Source organism: Enterobacter sp. ECC-219 (assembly GCF_043966805.1).
Classification (GTDB): domain Bacteria; phylum Pseudomonadota; class Gammaproteobacteria; order Enterobacterales; family Enterobacteriaceae; genus Enterobacter; species Enterobacter cloacae_N.
Window position 1 is genome coordinate 1,191,358 of sequence record NZ_CP143680.1, and the last position, 16,441, is coordinate 1,207,798.

Below are 16,441 nucleotides of genomic sequence, written 5' to 3' on the forward strand. Positions count from 1 at the left end.
GGAATCAAGCAACTCAGTTCTTCAGCACCCACGCCTCTTTCCAGTGTGCGCCAACGCCTGGCTCATACTGGTTTGCGGTTGGGCTGTACTGCACGCAGTAGCCGCTGTACGGGAACGGCTTGCACTCGTAGGTCTTACCGTCTTTAGGCTGCAGTACCACGGTACCCGCTTTGTAAGACGCAATGCTGTCCGGGAAGATAAAATCGTGCTGACCGGTGCCGTCTGCGGCTGAATCGCCTTCCAGCATCAGGTTCAGCACGTCCTGGGCGAACATCGTGCCGTCTTTGTTGGTCGCGTAGTATTTCAGCATGTGGTGACCCGCCGTCACGTCATTCAGGGTCATGGTCACGTCCTGGTTGGCGTTGTTCATGTCCTGCTTCAAGTAGCCTTTTTCCGCACCGCTGTGGTTCATCACGTGTGCTTCAAGGTTCACGTCACCTTTGGTGTTTACGTGGAAGGTGACGGTTGCCTTGCCGTTCTCGATTTTGCTGTACTGCAGGTTAGAAACGGCAATGGTTTCATGCACTTCCGCCTTCTGCTCTTCATACGAGATCGCAACGGACTGCAGGGCGCTGCCGTCTTTGACGAAGACGCTGTTCGCGCCGTGGACCGGGCTGATTTCACCCGCTTCATCCTTCACGCCGACGCGTACGTCGCTGTGCGCCGCGTTGATTTTCTGCGCCAGATCGTATGCCCACTGGTTCGCATCCCCCTGGGCTGCTGAACTAATGGTCATCTCGGTGCGCATGGCGGCAACTTCGCCGTTGGCATCGAAGAATCGCGCGATGACTTTATCGCCTGCATTCAGGTTATTACCGGCAATCTGCCCGCTCAGCGTTTTGTTCCATTCGGACACCACCGCAGGCGTGTCGTCCGGGGTGACGTTGCCGCCGTTGCCGAAATCAACGTCAATGGCCTGATAGAAACTGTTCGAGGTATCCGCAATTTCCCATACGCCGTAAATAACCTGGTAGCCCGTGCGCTCAGGAACATTACAGGTCATGCTTTTTGTGACGGCAGGAGCCTGGTTATTTCCGTTGATTGTACAGAATGGGGTTAATTCAAACTGATCGCGAGTCAGCGGCTTATTTGGATCCCAGTTCTGCTTAGTAATGTAATAACGCCAGTTGGTGGTTTTATGCGGTGCAGTATGGTGCCAGACGAATTCATGTGGGCCCGCCGTCATCGGGTTTTTGGTCCAGGCATTCAGGCTCTGCTTATCAAGCTGAGAGTACTGAGAAATACCCGCGCTGGCGAGATGTCCGTCCGCGGGCTCAGCGCCTGACGGGAAGCCAGAGGTTTTCTCTACGCTCTGTGGCTCATACTGTACAGAGCCGCAGTCAACGTTTTGACCCAGCTTACACATATAAGCGCGGCTGGCCGGAGATTCAATATATCCGTGAGCAAATGCTGAAGATGCAACGGTCAATGTCGCAAGGGCAAGTGCAATTTTTGAAAGTTTCATTACTCATCCATTATTAGAGAATATTACCGGGAGGGGAGAGTCTAATAATGGACTGACTGACATGTCATATTATACAGAGAGTAAAAGTAGTCGAAATAAAAAAGGCAGCCGGAGCTGCCTTCTCTTTATTGAAATAAATTAGCGACGTACGGCAATCGCTTCAATTTCAATTTTCACGTCTTTTGGCAGACGGGCCACTTCAACGCAGGAGCGCGCCGGGAAGGAGGCGTTGTGCTCGTTGAAGAAGGCTTCATACGTGGCGTTAACGGTCGCGAAATCGTTCAGATCTTTCACGAAAACGGTGGTTTTCACGATATCGCCCACTTTCAGACCGGCAGCTTCAACGATCGCCTGCACGTTTTCCAGCGACTGACGCGCCTGTGCCGCTACGTCGGCCGGCACTTCACCAGTTTTCGGGTTCACCGGGATCTGCCCAGAGGTGATGATCATGCTGCCCAGATCGACGCCCTGAACGTAAGGGCCGATAGCCGCTGGTGCACTTTCCGTCGCGAGTACTTTGGTCATGATTTCTCCAGAATAACAGCTGATTAAATGTTCCCGGCCATTATAGGGAGGCCGGGATCCTTTACCAACCTCAATTAGTTGGCCAGCACCACATAATGAGAAAACTCTTTTTCGCAGTATTTGCATTTGAGCGCGATGTCATTGGCGCGTTTTTTCACTGCAAAACTGGAGGAAACCGGCTCAGCGTGACTGATGCAGTTGCTGTTCGGACAGACCAGCACGCTTTCGATGCGATCCGGCAGGCTCGGGCGGGATTTGCCGACCACTTCATACTCGTCGATGCGGTTGACCGTGGCGTCCGGCGCGTACAGCGACAGCTGGTTAACCTGCTCGTCGGTCAGGAAGGTGTTCTCAATTTTAATCAGATCCTTGCGGCCCATTTCACCCGACGGCAGGTTCAGGCCGATGGTGATACGCTGGTCGGTTTCGGTCAGTTTGAACAGCGTCAGCAGCTTAAAGCCCACCTGTGCAGGGATGTGGTCAATCACGGTGCCACGCTTGATGGCTTCAACCTGGAGTTTGTTATCGTGTGTCATTGTTGTTTCCCCTTACAGTGCCAATTCGCGATTCAGAACCAGTGCCAGTAACGCCTGGCGGGCGAAGATGCCGTTTCCGGCCTGCTGGAAGTACCAGGCGTGCGGCGTTTTGTCCACGTCTGTGGCGATTTCATCGATGCGCGGCAGCGGATGCAGCACCTTCATGTTGTCGCGCGCGCCGTCGAGGTCGCTGGCGCGCAGCACGAACTGCGCCTTCACGTTGGCGTATTCGGACGGATCCAGACGCTCTTTCTGCACGCGGGTCATGTAGAGAATATCCACGTGGCCCACCACCTCTTCGATGCTGGCGTGCAGGCTCCACTGAATGCCTTTTTCGTCCAGCATGTCGAGAATGTACTGCGGCATCGCCAGCGCGTCCGGGGCGATGAAGAAGAAACGGTTGCCGTTAAATTTCGCCAGCGCCTGGGTCAGGGAGTGGACGGTGCGGCCGTACTTCAGGTCGCCGACCATGGCGATGTTCAGGTTCTCGAGCGTGCCCTGCGTCTCCTGAATGGTGAACAGATCCAGCAGGGTCTGCGTCGGATGCTGGTTGGCACCGTCACCGGCGTTCAGCACCGGAATGCCGCCGGAAAATTCCGTCGCCAGACGCGCCGCGCCTTCCTGCGGGTGGCGCATCACAATCGCGTCCACGTAGGTACTGATGACTGAAATGGTGTCCGCCAGGGTCTCGCCTTTTTTACCCAGCGACGTATTGCTGCTGTCCGAGAAGCCCACCACGCTCGCGCCCAGGCGGTGCATGGAGGTTTCAAAGGAGAGGCGGGTGCGGGTTGAAGCTTCGAAGAAGCAGCTCGCAATCACCTTGTGCTTCAGCAGCTCCGGTTGCGGATTGGCCTTCAGTTTTGCCGCGGTTTCCAGAACCAGTTCCAGCTCTTCGCGGCTGAGGTCGTTTATGGAAATGATGTGTTTTTGATAAAGCGGATTCATGTTTATCTCCTGACGCCGGGCAAAAAAAAGCCCCTCAAATGAGGGGCTCTGGGAATAGGTTTAGCAACGGGAAGAAAAACGGCAGGCCAGCGTCTGAATTCAGACGCGGTAAGACGTTATGTCGTACACGCTTGACCATGCTTCCTCCCGGCAAATTGTCGGGCATTATACGCAGCTCGCTTTGCGGATCAAGCGATTTAATGCACGCTTTACTCAATGCAAACGGTTCTTTATGAATATTAATGCGTTCTGAGTAAATAATTAATTTGCTTATGCACCAGCGCGGTGCGCTTCACGACCCTGGGTGCGACCCAGACGATACTGCTTCCGGCCACCACGCCTAAAATTTCCGGTAACTGGTGATAATCCAGAATACGCGCCACCGCGCGGCCATATCCGGCAACGGTATGGATAAGGATAAATTCGCTATTGTGCTCCACGCTCACCACCATTTCGGATACGGTGCGCGCGGCATCGGGGGCAGGGCGCAGCTGGGGATTCAGCGAATAAATTTTTAGACCTTTGGCATTTCGAATTTTTATGACACCAAGCAACTTGAGCAGACGTGAAACGGTGGACTGGCTGATGGTCTCAAAACCCCGCTCCTGCAAGTCGCGGCGGATCTCCTCCTGAGAGAGATAGCTTTTTTCCGCGATCAGACGCTGGCAGACCGTTAGCTGTAGTTGCTCTTTGGGAGAGTACTCTTCGTAATCCATCATAGTTCCCATATCAGTTCCCGAAATAACCGGTGGCACTGCACCGATCCGTAGGCCGGATAAGCGCAGCGCCATCCGGCAAATCACAACATGGCACCCAGGCTTAACGCCACCATAATCACCACCGTTAATATCCCCAACAGCGGCGCGACCCATTTCAGATAGCGCACGTAGGGCACGCGGGCAATAGCCAGCCCGCCCATCACAACGGCAGAGGTGGGAGTGACAAGGTTAACGATGCCGGACGCCGACTGGTAAGCCGTTACCACCAGGTCGCGGTTGACGTTAGCGAAATCGGCAAGCGGCGCCATGATCGGCATCGTCAGAACGGCCAGGCCGGACGAAGATGGCACAAGAAACGACAGCACCACTTCCAGCCAGTACATCACGTTGATAAACGCCACCGTCGACAACCCGGTGACCATCCCCTCGGCGCTGTGCAAAATGGTGTGGGTAATCATGCCCTTATCCATGATCACTACGATACCGCGCGCGATGCCGATAATCAGCGCGACGCCCAGCAAATCTCGCGCGCCGTTGATAAAGGTTGAGGTCAGCTCCTCTTCGCTCATCCGCGCAATCAGCCCGACGATAATCGCGCTGGCGAGAAACACCGCCGAGATCTCCGCCATCCACCAGCCCAGCACCGCCACGCCGTAGATCATCACCGCGAAGGCGAGGGCGAAAATCACCAGGATGAGTTTGCGCACCGGGGTAAATTCCAGCGACTGCTCGCCCTTGTTGCCGAGGAAATGGGCGAGGTTTTCTTCCTGCTTATCCGCCACGATCGACAGCGAAGGATCCTTGCGGACCTTGCGGGCGTAGCGCATCACCCACGCCACGCAGATAACCCAGCCAATCACCAGCAGCGCGATGCGCAACATGATGCCGTTGGTGAAGGGGATCCCGGCGGCGTTGGCGGCGATCACCGTGGCGAACGGGTTAATAGTAGAGCCGAGGGTACCGATCCCCGCCCCGAGCAGGACGGTGGACGCGGCGACGACCGGATCGAACCGCGCCGCCAGCATCACCGGCACCAGCAGGGTGTAGAACGGCAGCGACTCCTCGGCCATGCCGTAAATTGTGCCGCCAGCGGCAAACAGCGCCATCAGGATCGGGATCATCCACTCCTCGCGGCCACGCAACTTAGTGGTGACGCGCTCGATCCCGGCGTCAATCGCCCCGGTTTTGGTGACGATCCCGAGGAAGCCCCCGATGATCAGAATAAACAGCGCGACGTCGATCGCCCCGGCCTGGCCGGATTCCGGATCGTAGAGCCCGGCAATCGGCGCCATCAGCACCGAAACCAGCCCCTGCGGATGCGCCGCCACGTGCGCGTAGGTGCCGGCAACCGGCACGTCCTTGCCGAGCGCCTCGTTCATCGCCATATGGTACTGCCCGGCCGGCACAATCCACGTCAGCACGGCAACCACGGCAATCAGAAAAAAGAGAATGGTGTAAGCGGAGGGAAACTTAAACTTGCCCATGATGTTCTCCTGAAACCCGGCGCACCCCGCGGCGCGCCGGGCGGTGATTAGTCGCCGAGTGTCGCCACCATGACCGCTTTAATGGTGTGCATGCGGTTCTCTGCTTCGTCGAAAACGATGGAGTTCGGTGATTCGAAGACCTCTTCCGTCACCTCCAGCCCCTTCAGGCCGTACGCCATCTCGATCTCTCGGCCCACTTTGGTGTGCTCGTTGTGGAACGCCGGGAGGCAGTGCATAAACTTGACGTTCGGGTTTCCGGTGGCCTTCATCACGTCCGCGTTAATCTGATACGGCTTCATCAGGCTGACGCGCTCGGCCCAGGCTTCCTTCGGCTCGCCCATGGAGACCCACACGTCGGTGTAGAGGAAATCGGTCCCCCGCACGCCTTCTTCCACGTCGTCGGTGAGGGTAATGCGCGCGCCTGTTTCTTTGGCGATGGCGCGGCACTGCTCAACTAGCCCGGCTTCCGGCCAGAAGGATTTCGGCGCGACGAGGCGGATATCCATCCCCATCTTGGCCGCCCCGACCATCAGCGAGTTGCCCATGTTGTTACGCGCGTCGCCGAGATAGGCAAAGCTCAACTCTGGCAGGGTTTTGCCCGGCGAATGCTCCAGCATGGTCATCAGGTCGGCGAGGATTTGCGTTGGGTGGAACTCGTCGGTCAGGCCGTTCCATACCGGTACGCCCGCGTACTCGCCCAGCTCTTCGACGATGGCCTGGCCGTAGCCGCGGTATTCAATGCCGTCATACATGCGCCCCAGAACGCGGGCGGTGTCCTTCATCGACTCTTTATGGCCAATCTGCGAGCCGCTTGGGCCGAGGTAGGTGACCTGCGCGCCCTGGTCGAACGCGCCCACTTCAAAAGCGCAGCGGGTGCGGGTGGAGGTTTTTTCAAAGATCAGGGCGATGTTTTTCCCGACCAGGGTTTGCTTCTCACGCCCGGCTTTTTTGGCCGCCTTCAGGTCGATGGCGAGATCGATCAGGTACTGGATCTCCGCCGGGGTGTAGTCCAGCAGTTTCAGAAAGTTGCGGTTTTTCAGGTTGATGGTCATGGGTAAATCCTTTTTAAAATTTAGCTGTCTGATGCCCTCACCCCGGCCCTCTCCCACGGGGAGAGGGAGAGGTGGGTGAGGGGAAAAGGGTGTTCAATTACGAATCAACGTGCCTTTCTCGCCCGCCAGGATCTCTGCGCCGTCGGCCAGCGCGCCGATCCCGGCAATGCCGTTGCAGGCTTCAACAAACTCGCGGCAGGCGGCCACTTTCGGCCCCATCGATCCGGCGTCGAACTGCATATCTCTGAGCAGCTCCGGCGTCACCTGCGCCAGCGGGCGCTGGGTCGGCTTGCCCCAGTCGAGGTACACCGCGTCGGCATCGGTGAGGATCAGCAGGGCGTCGGCCTCGATCTGCCTCGCCAGCAGCGCGGCGGAGAGGTCTTTGTCGATCACCGCTTCAATCCCGCGATAGCCGTTGGCGTTTTCCACCACCGGCACGCCGCCGCCGCCGTTGCAGATCACCAGGTGGTCACGCTGAATCAGCGCGGTGATGGCGTCGCTCTCGACGATGCGCTTCGGCTGCGGCGACGGCACCACGCGGCGGACGTAGCTCCCGTCGGCCTTGAACACCCAGCCTTTTTCCGCGGCCAGCGCTTTCGCCTGGGCTTCGCTGTACACCGGGCCGATGTACTTGGTCGGGTTGCTGAAGGCCGGGTCGGCGGCGTCCACTTCGACCTGCGTGAGCAGGACGCTCACCTCGCGCTGCGGCAGATTATTTTTCAGCGCTTGCTGGAGCATGTAGCCGATCATCCCCTGGCTTTCGGCGCCGAGAACGTCCAGCGGGTAGGGCGTCACTTTGTCGTAGGCGCTGTTCTGCAGCGCCAGCAGCCCGACCTGCGGGCCGTTGCCGTGAACCAGCACCACGCGCCACTGCGCCGTCAGCCCGGCGATGGTGCGGGCGGCCTGCTCGATGTTCTGGCGCTGGATCTCCGCTTCCAGCGGCTCGCCGCGCTTGAGCAGCGCGTTGCCGCCCAGGGCCACAACCAGAGTGGGTTTTCGTTCCATGATGGCTCCTTTAAATTCCGTCGCGTTCCAGCGGGCAGCTCATGCAGCGCGCGCCGCCGCGGCCGCGTCCGAGCTCGTCGCCAGGGATGGGCAGCACGGTGATGCCCGCTTTGTCGTACTTCTCGTTGGTCCAGACGTTGCGCTCGTAGCCGATTACCACGCCCGGACGGATGGTCAGGACGTTGTTAGCGTCGTTCCACTGCTCGCGTTCGGCTTCAAAGGCGTCGCCGCCGGTGGTGATCAGGCGCACCTGGCTAATGCCGAGCGCTTTCTCGATGGCGTGCAGCAGGTCGGTTTCCTGGTTGCGCAGCAGGCCGCCGCGTCCGTCCGGGGTGAGCGTCCAGCACTGGGTGTCTTTGCGCACCACTTCCGGATAAACGGAGAAGGTGTCCACGTCGATGTGGGTCATCACGGTGTCGAGGTGCATGCAGGAGCGGTGTTTGGGCAGCTCAACGGCGATCACGCGCTCGGCCTGACGGTGTTTGAACAGGCTGTTGGCGAGGAACTCCACGCCCTGCGGCGTCGTGCGTTCGGACATGCCGATCAGTACCGCGCCGCGGCCAATTACTAATACGTCGCCGCCCTCTAAGGTGGCGTGGTCGTAATTAATATTCTCGTCGCCGAAATACTTAATAAAATCGCCGTCGGCAAACGCCGGGTGCCAGCGATATATTGCCCGCAGGTTATTCGTTTCGCGCTGACGCGCCGGTTTGGCCATGGGGTTAATAGAGACGCCGTTATAAATCCAGCACGAGGTGTCGCGGGTAAATAAATGGTTCGGCAGCGGCTTCATAATAAAATCATTCGCCGTGTGGGTATCGACCACCATATTTTTAATGGCCGCCGGAATTTCACCGTAGGTTAATCCGCCGCTCAGTCTGCGCGCCAGTTCGCGGTGCGGCATATCCGCCAGCCAGCCGCGCACGTCGCCGGCAAAAGTAGGGCCGAGGCGATAGTCGGAGATCTGCGTATCCAGCAGCCAGGCTTTCGCTTCTGTAATATCAAGGGTTTGTGTCAGAAGGTCGGTCAACAGCAGGACTTCCACACCCTGATCGCGCAGCGTGTTTGCGAAGATATCATGCTCCTCACCCGCCCGCTCAACCGAGAGCACGTCATCGAAAAGCAGCTCCTGACAGTTCGATGGCGTTAAACGTTTCAGACTTAAATTTGGGCGGTGCAGCATAACGCTACGCAATTGACCAATTTCAGAACCGACATAATGCTTTTCCATAATTATTCCTTTAACTGTTTTTCAGAATAAAAAGGGCATGCGCCATGCGTTGTGTTTAATTACATGGCGGCTAAGCTCAATTGATTTCGTGATTCATACTAGGCAGTTAAATAATCCTTATTGTGATGCTGCTCACGCGAAATCGGATATTAAGGAGTTTGTTTCCATTTGCATGATTCGCATCAGATAATGATTAATTTCATATTATTCAGGGATGAATAGCTAAGCAGGATTCGGTGGCATTATTTGAGATTGTTATTATTTTGTAGATTTTAATCTTTTGATACATTCAGTTATGTTGCTGATTTTTAATGTTTAATTATGCCTGTGGGAATGGCTATGCAATTAACGTAATTAACTATTTTTGACTTAAGAAAAATCCTTAAATAATTATGGCTTTTTTGAGCACATTATCAGAACGGTAAAGTGTGAGGTGGCAACGAGTTTTGTTAATTAACCTGAATGATCAGAGGGTTAGTTCAGCCGTGCGATATGCACTTGCCAATGTTATGCATAACCCCTGCATAAATGCCTGAGCAGGATTAACAGCAAATTAACACCATTCCCGATAAACATGCGCTCGCGCAAATCTCAACGAAAAAGGGCTGGTATGGCAGCGGGGATTCTCGTATAAAATATAAAAATGAAACATTGTTTTATATTGAGGGTTGAACATGATTATCGGCAACATCCACCATTTGCAGTCCTGGCTGACTGACGATCTGCGCCAGGCCATTGAGCACGTTAAAGCCCACGTCACCGACGCCACGCCGCTCGGGAAACACGACATCAACGGCAACAGCCTGTTTTATCTGGTCTCGGAAGACATGACCCAGCCGTTCGCCGAGCGCCGCGCCGAGTACCACGCGCGCTATCTGGATATCCAGATCGTGATGAAGGGTCAGGAGGGGATGACCTTCAGTACCCTGCCGCACGGCGCGCCGGACACCGACTGGCTGGCGGACAAAGACATCGCGTTCCTGCCAGAAGGCGAGCAGGAGAAAACCGTGGTACTGAGCGAAGGGGATTTTGTGGTGTTCTGGCCGGGTGAAGTGCATAAGCCGCTGTGCGCGGTTGGGGAGCCTGCTAAGGTCAGAAAAGTGGTTGTTAAAATGTTAGTGGAGTAATTTTCCCTCACCCAAGGGGAGAGGGTGTTAAAGTCCCCTCTCCCTGTGGGAGAGGGTTAGGGTGAGGGCACCAGACCGCACCCACGCAATCTGTGATCCAGCTTAAATTTCCCGCACTCCCTCCTCCCTTCCCATTTACCTCTCCTTTTTCTGCGTCATAGTATGATCGTTAAATTAATGAACGCTGTTCTATAATGTAGAACAAAATGATTCAGCAAGGAGATCTCATGCCGCAGTCCGCGTTGTTCACGGGAATCATTCCCCCTGTCTCCACCATTTTTACCGCCGACGGTCAGCTCGATAAGCCGGGCACCGCCGCGCTGATCGACGATCTGATCAAAGCAGGCGTTGACGGCCTGTTCTTCCTGGGCAGCGGCGGCGAGTTCTCCCAGCTCGGTGCCGAAGAGCGTAAAACCATTGCCCGCTTTGCTATCGATCATGTCGATCGTCGTGTGCCGGTTCTGATCGGCACCGGCGGCACCAACGCCCGGGAAACCATTGAGCTCAGCCAGCACGCGCAGCAGGCGGGCGCGGACGGCATCGTGGTGATTAACCCCTACTACTGGAAGGTGTCGGAAGCGAACCTGATCCGCTATTTCGAGCAGGTGGCGGACAGCGTCACGCTGCCGGTGATGCTCTATAACTTCCCGGCGCTGACCGGGCAGGATCTGACCCCGGCGCTGGTGAAAACACTCGCCGACTCGCGCAGCAATATTATCGGCATCAAAGACACCATCGACTCCGTCGCCCACCTGCGCAGCATGATCCATACCGTCAAAGGTGCCCATCCGCACTTCACCGTGCTCTGCGGCTATGACGATCACCTCTTTAATACCCTGCTGCTCGGCGGCGACGGGGCGATCTCGGCGAGCGGCAACTTTGCCCCGCAGGTGTCGGTGAATCTTCTGAAAGCGTGGCGCGACGGGGACGTGGCGAAAGCGGCTGAGTATCATCAGACCTTACTGCAAATACCGCAGATGTATCAGCTGGATACGCCGTTTGTGAACGTGATTAAAGAGGCGATTGTGCTCTGCGGCCGCCCGATCTCCACGCACGTGCTGCCGCCCGCATCGCCGCTGGACGAGCCGCGCAAGGCGCAGCTGAAAACCCTGCTGCAACAGCTCAAGCTCTGCTGAGCCGGACGATAACGATGACCATTGAGAAAATTTTCACCCCACAGGACGACGCGTTTTATGCGGTGATCACCCACGCGGCGGGGCCGCAGGGCGCGCTGCCGCTGACCCCGCAGATGCTGATGGAATCCCCCAGCGGCAACCTGTTCGGCATGACCCAGAACGCCGGGATGGGCTGGGACGCCAACAGGCTGACCGGGAAAGAGGTGCTGATCATCGGCACCCAGGGCGGCATCCGCGCCGGAGACGGGCGCCCGGTCGCGCTGGGCTATCACACCGGGCACTGGGAGATCGGCATGCAGATGCAGGCGGCGGCGAAGGAGATTACCCGCAGCGGCGGGATCCCGTTTGCGGCCTTTGTCAGCGATCCGTGCGACGGGCGCTCGCAGGGTACGCACGGCATGTTCGACTCCCTGCCGTACCGCAACGACGCGGCGATCGTGTTTCGCCGCCTGATCCGCTCCCTGCCCACGCGGCGGGCGGTGATCGGCGTGGCAACCTGCGATAAAGGGCTGCCCGCCACCATGATTGCGCTGGCCTCGATGCACGACCTGCCGACCATTCTGGTGCCGGGCGGGGCGACGCTGCCGCCGACCGTGGGGGAAGACGCGGGCAAGGTACAGACCATCGGCGCGCGCTTCGCCAACCACGAACTCTCATTGCAGGAGGCCGCCGAGCTGGGCTGTCGCGCCTGCGCGTCGCCGGGCGGTGGGTGTCAGTTCCTCGGCACGGCGGGCACTTCGCAGGTGGTCGCGGAGGCGCTGGGCCTGGCGTTGCCGCATTCCGCGCTGGCGCCGTCCGGGCAGGCGGTGTGGCTGGAGATCGCCCGTCAGGCGGCGCGCGCGGTCAGCGAGCTGGATAACCGCGGCATTACCACGCGCGATATCCTCACCGATAAAGCCATCGAAAACGCGATGGTGATCCACGCGGCGTTCGGCGGCTCCACCAATTTACTGCTGCACATTCCGGCCATCGCCCACGCGGCGGGCTGCACGATCCCGGACGTTGAGCACTGGACGCGCGTCAACCGCAGGGTGCCGCGCCTGGTCAGCGTGCTACCCAACGGCCCGGACTATCACCCGACCGTGCGCGCGTTCCTCGCGGGCGGCGTGCCGGAGGTGATGCTCCACCTGCGCGATCTCGGCCTGCTGCATCTGGACGCCATGACCGTGACCGGCCAGACGGTGGGCGAGAACCTCGACTGGTGGCAGGCGTCCGAGCGCCGTGAGCGCTTCCGCCAGTGCCTGCGCGAGCAGGACGGCGTGGATCCGGATGATGTGATCCTGCCGCCGGAGAAGGCAAAAGCGAAAGGGCTGACCTCGACGGTCTGCTTCCCGACGGGCAACATCGCGCCGGAAGGTTCGGTGATCAAGGCCACGGCGATTGACCCGTCGGTGGTGGGTGAAGATGGCGTGTACCGCCACACCGGCCGGGCGCGGGTGTTTGTCTCGGAAGCGCAGGCGATCAAGGCCATCAAGCGGGAAGAGATTGCGCAGGGCGATATCATGGTGGTGATCGGCGGCGGACCGTCCGGCACCGGCATGGAAGAGACCTACCAGCTTACCTCCGCGCTGAAGCATATCTCATGGGGCAAGACGGTGTCGCTCATCACCGATGCGCGCTTCTCGGGCGTGTCGACGGGCGCCTGCTTCGGCCACGTGTCGCCGGAAGCGCTGGCGGGCGGGCCGATTGGCAAGCTGCGCGATAATGACATCATCGAGATCGCCGTCGACCGCCTGACCCTCACGGGCAGCGTTAACTTCATCGGCACGGCGGACAACCCGCTGACGCCGGAGGAGGGCGCGCGCGAGCTGGCGCGGCGGCAGACGCACCCGGACCTGCACGCCCACGACTTTTTGCCGGACGATACCCGGCTGTGGGCGGCGCTGCAGTCGGTAAGTGGCGGCACCTGGAAAGGCTGTATTTATGACACCGATAAAATCATTGAGGTAATTAACGCCGGTAAAAAAGCGCTCGGCATTTAATTATTTTCAGAGATAAAACCGTCTGCGGAAAATATTCCGCGGACGGCTTTTCCATTTCTGTTATTTAATAATATAAACAATAGGTTGAGATATATCGTCGGCGTCACAAAAGCAAAATAACGTAATTCGGAAATAAGATATGACCATTGCTGGTTAATTGAACAGCTCATTACACTCCATTAACACGATGTTGTAATTCAGCACACTACATAAGGGTGTAATTCTGATGACGCAATTAACCATGAAAGACAAAATTGGCTACGGGCTGGGTGACACCGCCTGCGGCTTCGTCTGGCAGGCCACGATGTTCCTGCTGGCCTATTTCTACACCGACGTCTTCGGCCTGTCGGCGGGCATAATGGGCACGCTGTTTTTGGTCTCCCGCGTGCTCGACGCCGTCACCGACCCGCTGATGGGGCTGCTGGTAGACCGCACCCGCACGCGTCACGGCCAGTTCCGCCCGTTCCTGCTGTGGGGCGCCATCCCGTTCGGCATCGTCTGCGTGCTGACCTTCTACACGCCGGACTTCTCCGCGCAGGGCAAAATCATCTACGCCTGCGTGACCTACATTCTCCTGACCCTGGTCTACACCTTCGTTAACGTGCCGTACTGCGCCATGCCGGGCGTCATCACCGCCGACCCGAAAGAGCGTCACGCCCTGCAGTCCTGGCGCTTCTTCCTGGCGGCGGCGGGCTCGCTCGCCATCAGCGGCATCGCGCTGCCGCTGGTGAGCATCATCGGCAAGGGGGATGAGCAGGTGGGCTATTTCGGCGCCATGTGCGTGCTGGGGCTTGTTGGCGTGGTGCTGCTCTACGTCTGCTTCTTCACCACCAAAGAGCGCTACACCTTTGAGGTTCAGCCGGGTTCGTCGGTGGCGAAAGATCTCAGGCTGCTGCTGGGCAACGGCCAGTGGCGCATCATGTGCGCGTTCAAGATGATGGCGACCTGCTCCAACGTGGTGCGCGGCGGGGCGACACTCTACTTCGTGAAATATGTGATGGATCACCCGGAGATGGCGACCCAGTTTTTACTTTACGGCAGCCTCGCCACCATGTTCGGGTCGCTTTGCTCCTCACGCCTGCTGGGCCGCTTCGACCGCGTCACCGCCTTCAAGTGGATCATCGTCGCCTACTCGCTGATCAGCCTGCTGATTTTCGTCACCCCGGCTGAGCACATCGCGCTGATTTTTGCCCTCAACATCCTGTTCCTGTTTGTCTTTAACACCACCACGCCGCTGCAGTGGCTGATGGCCTCTGACGTGGTGGATTACGAGGAGAGCCGCAGCGGTCGCCGCCTCGACGGGCTGGTGTTCTCCACCTACCTGTTCAGCCTGAAGATTGGCCTGGCGATTGGCGGGGCGGTGGTGGGCTGGATCCTGGCGTACGTGAACTATTCCGCCAGCAGCAGCGTGCAGCCGGTTGAGGTGCTGACCACCATCAAAATTCTGTTCTGCGTGGTGCCGGTGGTGCTCTACGCGGGCATGTTCATCATGCTGTCGTTCTACAAGCTCACCGACGCCCGCGTGGAGGCCATCAGCCAGCAGCTGATCAAGCATCGCGCGGCGCAGGGCGAGGCCGTTCCCGACGCCGCGACAGCCGCATCCCATTAACCGGAGGCAATATGGAAATCACTAACCCAATCCTGACCGGCTTCAACCCGGACCCGTCCCTGTGCCGCCAGGGCGAGGACTACTACATCGCCACCTCAACGTTCGAGTGGTTCCCGGGTGTGCGCATCTACCACTCCCGCGACCTGAAAAACTGGTCGCTGGTCAGCACCCCGCTGGACCACGTGTCGATGCTGGACATGAAGGGCAACCCGGACTCCGGCGGCATCTGGGCGCCGTGCCTGAGCTACGCCGACGGCAAATTCTGGCTGCTCTATACCGACGTGAAGATTGTCGACTCGCCGTGGAAAAACGGCCGCAACTTCCTTGTCACTGCGCCCTCCATTGAGGGACCGTGGAGCGAGCCGATCCCGATGGGCAACGGCGGGTTTGACCCGTCCCTGTTCCACGACGACGATGGCCGCAAATACTATATCTACCGCCCGTGGGGGCCGCGTCACCACAGCAACCCGCACAACACCATCGTGTTGCAGGCGTTTGACCCGCAGACCGGCACGCTCTCGCCCGAGCGCAAAACCCTGTTTACCGGCACGCCGCTCTGCTACACCGAAGGGGCGCACCTGTATCGCCACGCGGGATGGTTCTACCTGATGGTCGCCGAGGGCGGCACCAGCTACGAGCACGCCGTCGTGGTGCTGCGTTCCAAAAATATCGACGGGCCATACGAGCTGCACCCGGACGTAACGATGATGACCAGCTGGCACCTGCCGGAGAACCCGCTGCAGAAGAGCGGCCACGGCTCGCTGCTGCAGACCCACACCGGAGAGTGGTACATGGCCTACCTCACCAGCCGCCCGCTGCGCCTTCCCGGCGTACCGCTGCTGGCCTCCGGCGGACGCGGCTACTGTCCGCTGGGGCGCGAGACCGGCATCGCCCGCATTGAGTGGCGCGACGGCTGGCCGTACGTGGAAGGCGGCAAGCACGCGCAGCTGACCGTGCCCGGCCCGCAGATGGCCGAGCAGCCAGCAGCCGTTCAGGCCACCTGGCGGGACGATTTCGACGCTAGTTCGCTTGACCCGGAGCTGCAGACCCTGCGCATTCCGTTCGACGACACCCTCGGCTCGCTCACCGCGCGCCCGGGCTACTTACGGCTCTACGGCAACGACTCGCTCAACTCGACCTTCACCCAGTCGACCGTGGCGCGCCGCTGGCAGCACTTCGCCTTCCGGGCAGAAACGCGGATGCAGTTCTCGCCGGTCCACTTCCAGCAGAGCGCGGGGCTGACCTGCTACTACAACAGCAAAAACTGGAGCTACTGCTTTGTGGACTACGAGGAGGGGCAGGGCAGAACCATCAAGGTTATTCAGCTCGACCACAACGTGCCGTCGTGGCCGCTGCACGAGCAGCCCATTCCGGTGCCGGAACATGCGGAGAGCGTCTGGCTGCGGGTGGACGTGGATACGCTGGTCTACCGCTATAGCTATTCGTTCGACGGCGAGACGTGGCACGCCGTGCCGGTAACCTATGAGGCGTGGAAGCTATCGGATGACTACATCGGCGGGCGCGGCTTCTTCACCGGCGCGTTTGTGGGGCTGCACTGCGAGGACATCAGCGGCGACGGTTGTCACGCAGACTTTGACTACTTCACCTACGAGCCGGCCTGACGG

Annotated in this window: 15 protein-coding genes and 1 pseudogene; 6 read left to right on the plus strand and 10 right to left on the minus strand. The window is 58.8% G+C overall.

Features of this window, described 5'->3' with window-relative positions:
- Window positions 1–13 precede the first annotated feature (13 nt).
- From gbpA to V1603_RS05565, 5 genes are all read right to left on the minus strand, one after another.
- Window positions 14–1,465 (minus strand): N-acetylglucosamine-binding protein GbpA, encoded by a 1,452-nt coding sequence (gene gbpA / locus V1603_RS05545; protein WP_395313587.1) that lies wholly within the window; start codon window positions 1,463–1,465, stop codon window positions 14–16.
- A 138-nt stretch (window positions 1,466–1,603) separates the two neighbouring features.
- Entirely contained in the window at window positions 1,604–1,990 is a 387-nt protein-coding gene (ridA, locus tag V1603_RS05550; RefSeq protein WP_116343965.1) for a 2-iminobutanoate/2-iminopropanoate deaminase, read from the minus strand.
- A 74-nt stretch (window positions 1,991–2,064) separates the two neighbouring features.
- On the minus strand, window positions 2,065–2,526 hold the full coding sequence (gene pyrI / locus V1603_RS05555; protein WP_045631242.1) for an aspartate carbamoyltransferase regulatory subunit: 462 nt from the start codon (window positions 2,524–2,526) through the stop codon (window positions 2,065–2,067).
- Between the two features lie 12 nt (window positions 2,527–2,538).
- Window positions 2,539–3,471: an aspartate carbamoyltransferase gene (gene pyrB, locus V1603_RS05560; RefSeq protein ID WP_116343964.1), complete on the minus strand. Its 933-nt coding sequence runs from the start codon at window positions 3,469–3,471 to the stop codon at window positions 2,539–2,541.
- A 34-nt stretch (window positions 3,472–3,505) separates the two neighbouring features.
- On the minus strand, window positions 3,506–3,610 hold the full coding sequence (locus tag V1603_RS05565; RefSeq protein WP_116343963.1) for a pyrBI operon leader peptide: 105 nt from the start codon (window positions 3,608–3,610) through the stop codon (window positions 3,506–3,508).
- Here V1603_RS05565 and V1603_RS05570 point away from each other — a divergent pair.
- Window positions 3,590–3,707, plus strand: a pseudogene (locus V1603_RS05570) (hypothetical protein). The gene V1603_RS05565 and the pseudogene V1603_RS05570 overlap by 21 nt on opposite strands.
- Before the next feature lie 3 nt (window positions 3,708–3,710).
- Here the strand turns inward: V1603_RS05570 and V1603_RS05575 are convergent.
- The 5 genes from V1603_RS05575 to arcA all read right to left on the minus strand — a co-directional run bounded on the left by V1603_RS05575 (window position 3,711) and on the right by arcA (window position 8,962).
- Window positions 3,711–4,190, minus strand: a complete 480-nt coding sequence (locus V1603_RS05575) for an arginine repressor (RefSeq protein ID WP_003863366.1) — start codon at window positions 4,188–4,190, stop codon at window positions 3,711–3,713.
- A gap of 80 nt (window positions 4,191–4,270) precedes the next feature.
- Complete coding sequence (locus V1603_RS05580; RefSeq protein WP_166709957.1) at window positions 4,271–5,674, minus strand: YfcC family protein; 1,404 nt, start codon at window positions 5,672–5,674, stop codon at window positions 4,271–4,273.
- A 47-nt stretch (window positions 5,675–5,721) separates the two neighbouring features.
- A complete protein-coding gene (argF, locus tag V1603_RS05585; RefSeq protein WP_116343961.1) occupies window positions 5,722–6,726 on the minus strand; it encodes an ornithine carbamoyltransferase in 1,005 nt (334 codons plus the stop codon).
- A 93-nt stretch (window positions 6,727–6,819) separates the two neighbouring features.
- Complete coding sequence (gene arcC, locus V1603_RS05590) at window positions 6,820–7,731, minus strand: carbamate kinase (protein ID WP_116343960.1); 912 nt, start codon at window positions 7,729–7,731, stop codon at window positions 6,820–6,822.
- Between the two features lie 10 nt (window positions 7,732–7,741).
- On the minus strand, window positions 7,742–8,962 hold the full coding sequence (gene arcA / locus V1603_RS05595; RefSeq protein WP_395313588.1) for an arginine deiminase: 1,221 nt from the start codon (window positions 8,960–8,962) through the stop codon (window positions 7,742–7,744).
- Between the two features lie 674 nt (window positions 8,963–9,636).
- On the opposite strand from arcA, the gene V1603_RS05600 reads away from it, so the two are divergent.
- From V1603_RS05600 to V1603_RS05620, 5 genes are all read left to right on the plus strand, one after another.
- Window positions 9,637–10,089 (plus strand): YhcH/YjgK/YiaL family protein, encoded by a 453-nt coding sequence (locus tag V1603_RS05600; protein ID WP_233003429.1) that lies wholly within the window; start codon window positions 9,637–9,639, stop codon window positions 10,087–10,089.
- A gap of 227 nt (window positions 10,090–10,316) precedes the next feature.
- The gene (gene yagE, locus V1603_RS05605; protein WP_116343957.1) at window positions 10,317–11,225 is read left to right on the plus strand and encodes a 2-keto-3-deoxygluconate aldolase; all 909 of its coding nucleotides are present in this window, start codon (window positions 10,317–10,319) and stop codon (window positions 11,223–11,225) included.
- 14 nt (window positions 11,226–11,239) lie between these two features.
- A complete protein-coding gene (gene yagF / locus V1603_RS05610) occupies window positions 11,240–13,207 on the plus strand; it encodes a xylonate dehydratase YagF (RefSeq protein ID WP_395313589.1) in 1,968 nt (655 codons plus the stop codon).
- Between the two features lie 226 nt (window positions 13,208–13,433).
- Complete coding sequence (locus V1603_RS05615; protein WP_320720085.1) at window positions 13,434–14,816, plus strand: MFS transporter; 1,383 nt, start codon at window positions 13,434–13,436, stop codon at window positions 14,814–14,816.
- Window positions 14,817–14,827: 11 nt separating this feature from the next.
- Window positions 14,828–16,438, plus strand: coding sequence for a glycoside hydrolase family 43 protein (locus tag V1603_RS05620; protein WP_395313590.1), 1,611 nt, complete (start codon window positions 14,828–14,830; stop codon window positions 16,436–16,438).
- Window positions 16,439–16,441: the final 3 nt, after the last annotated feature.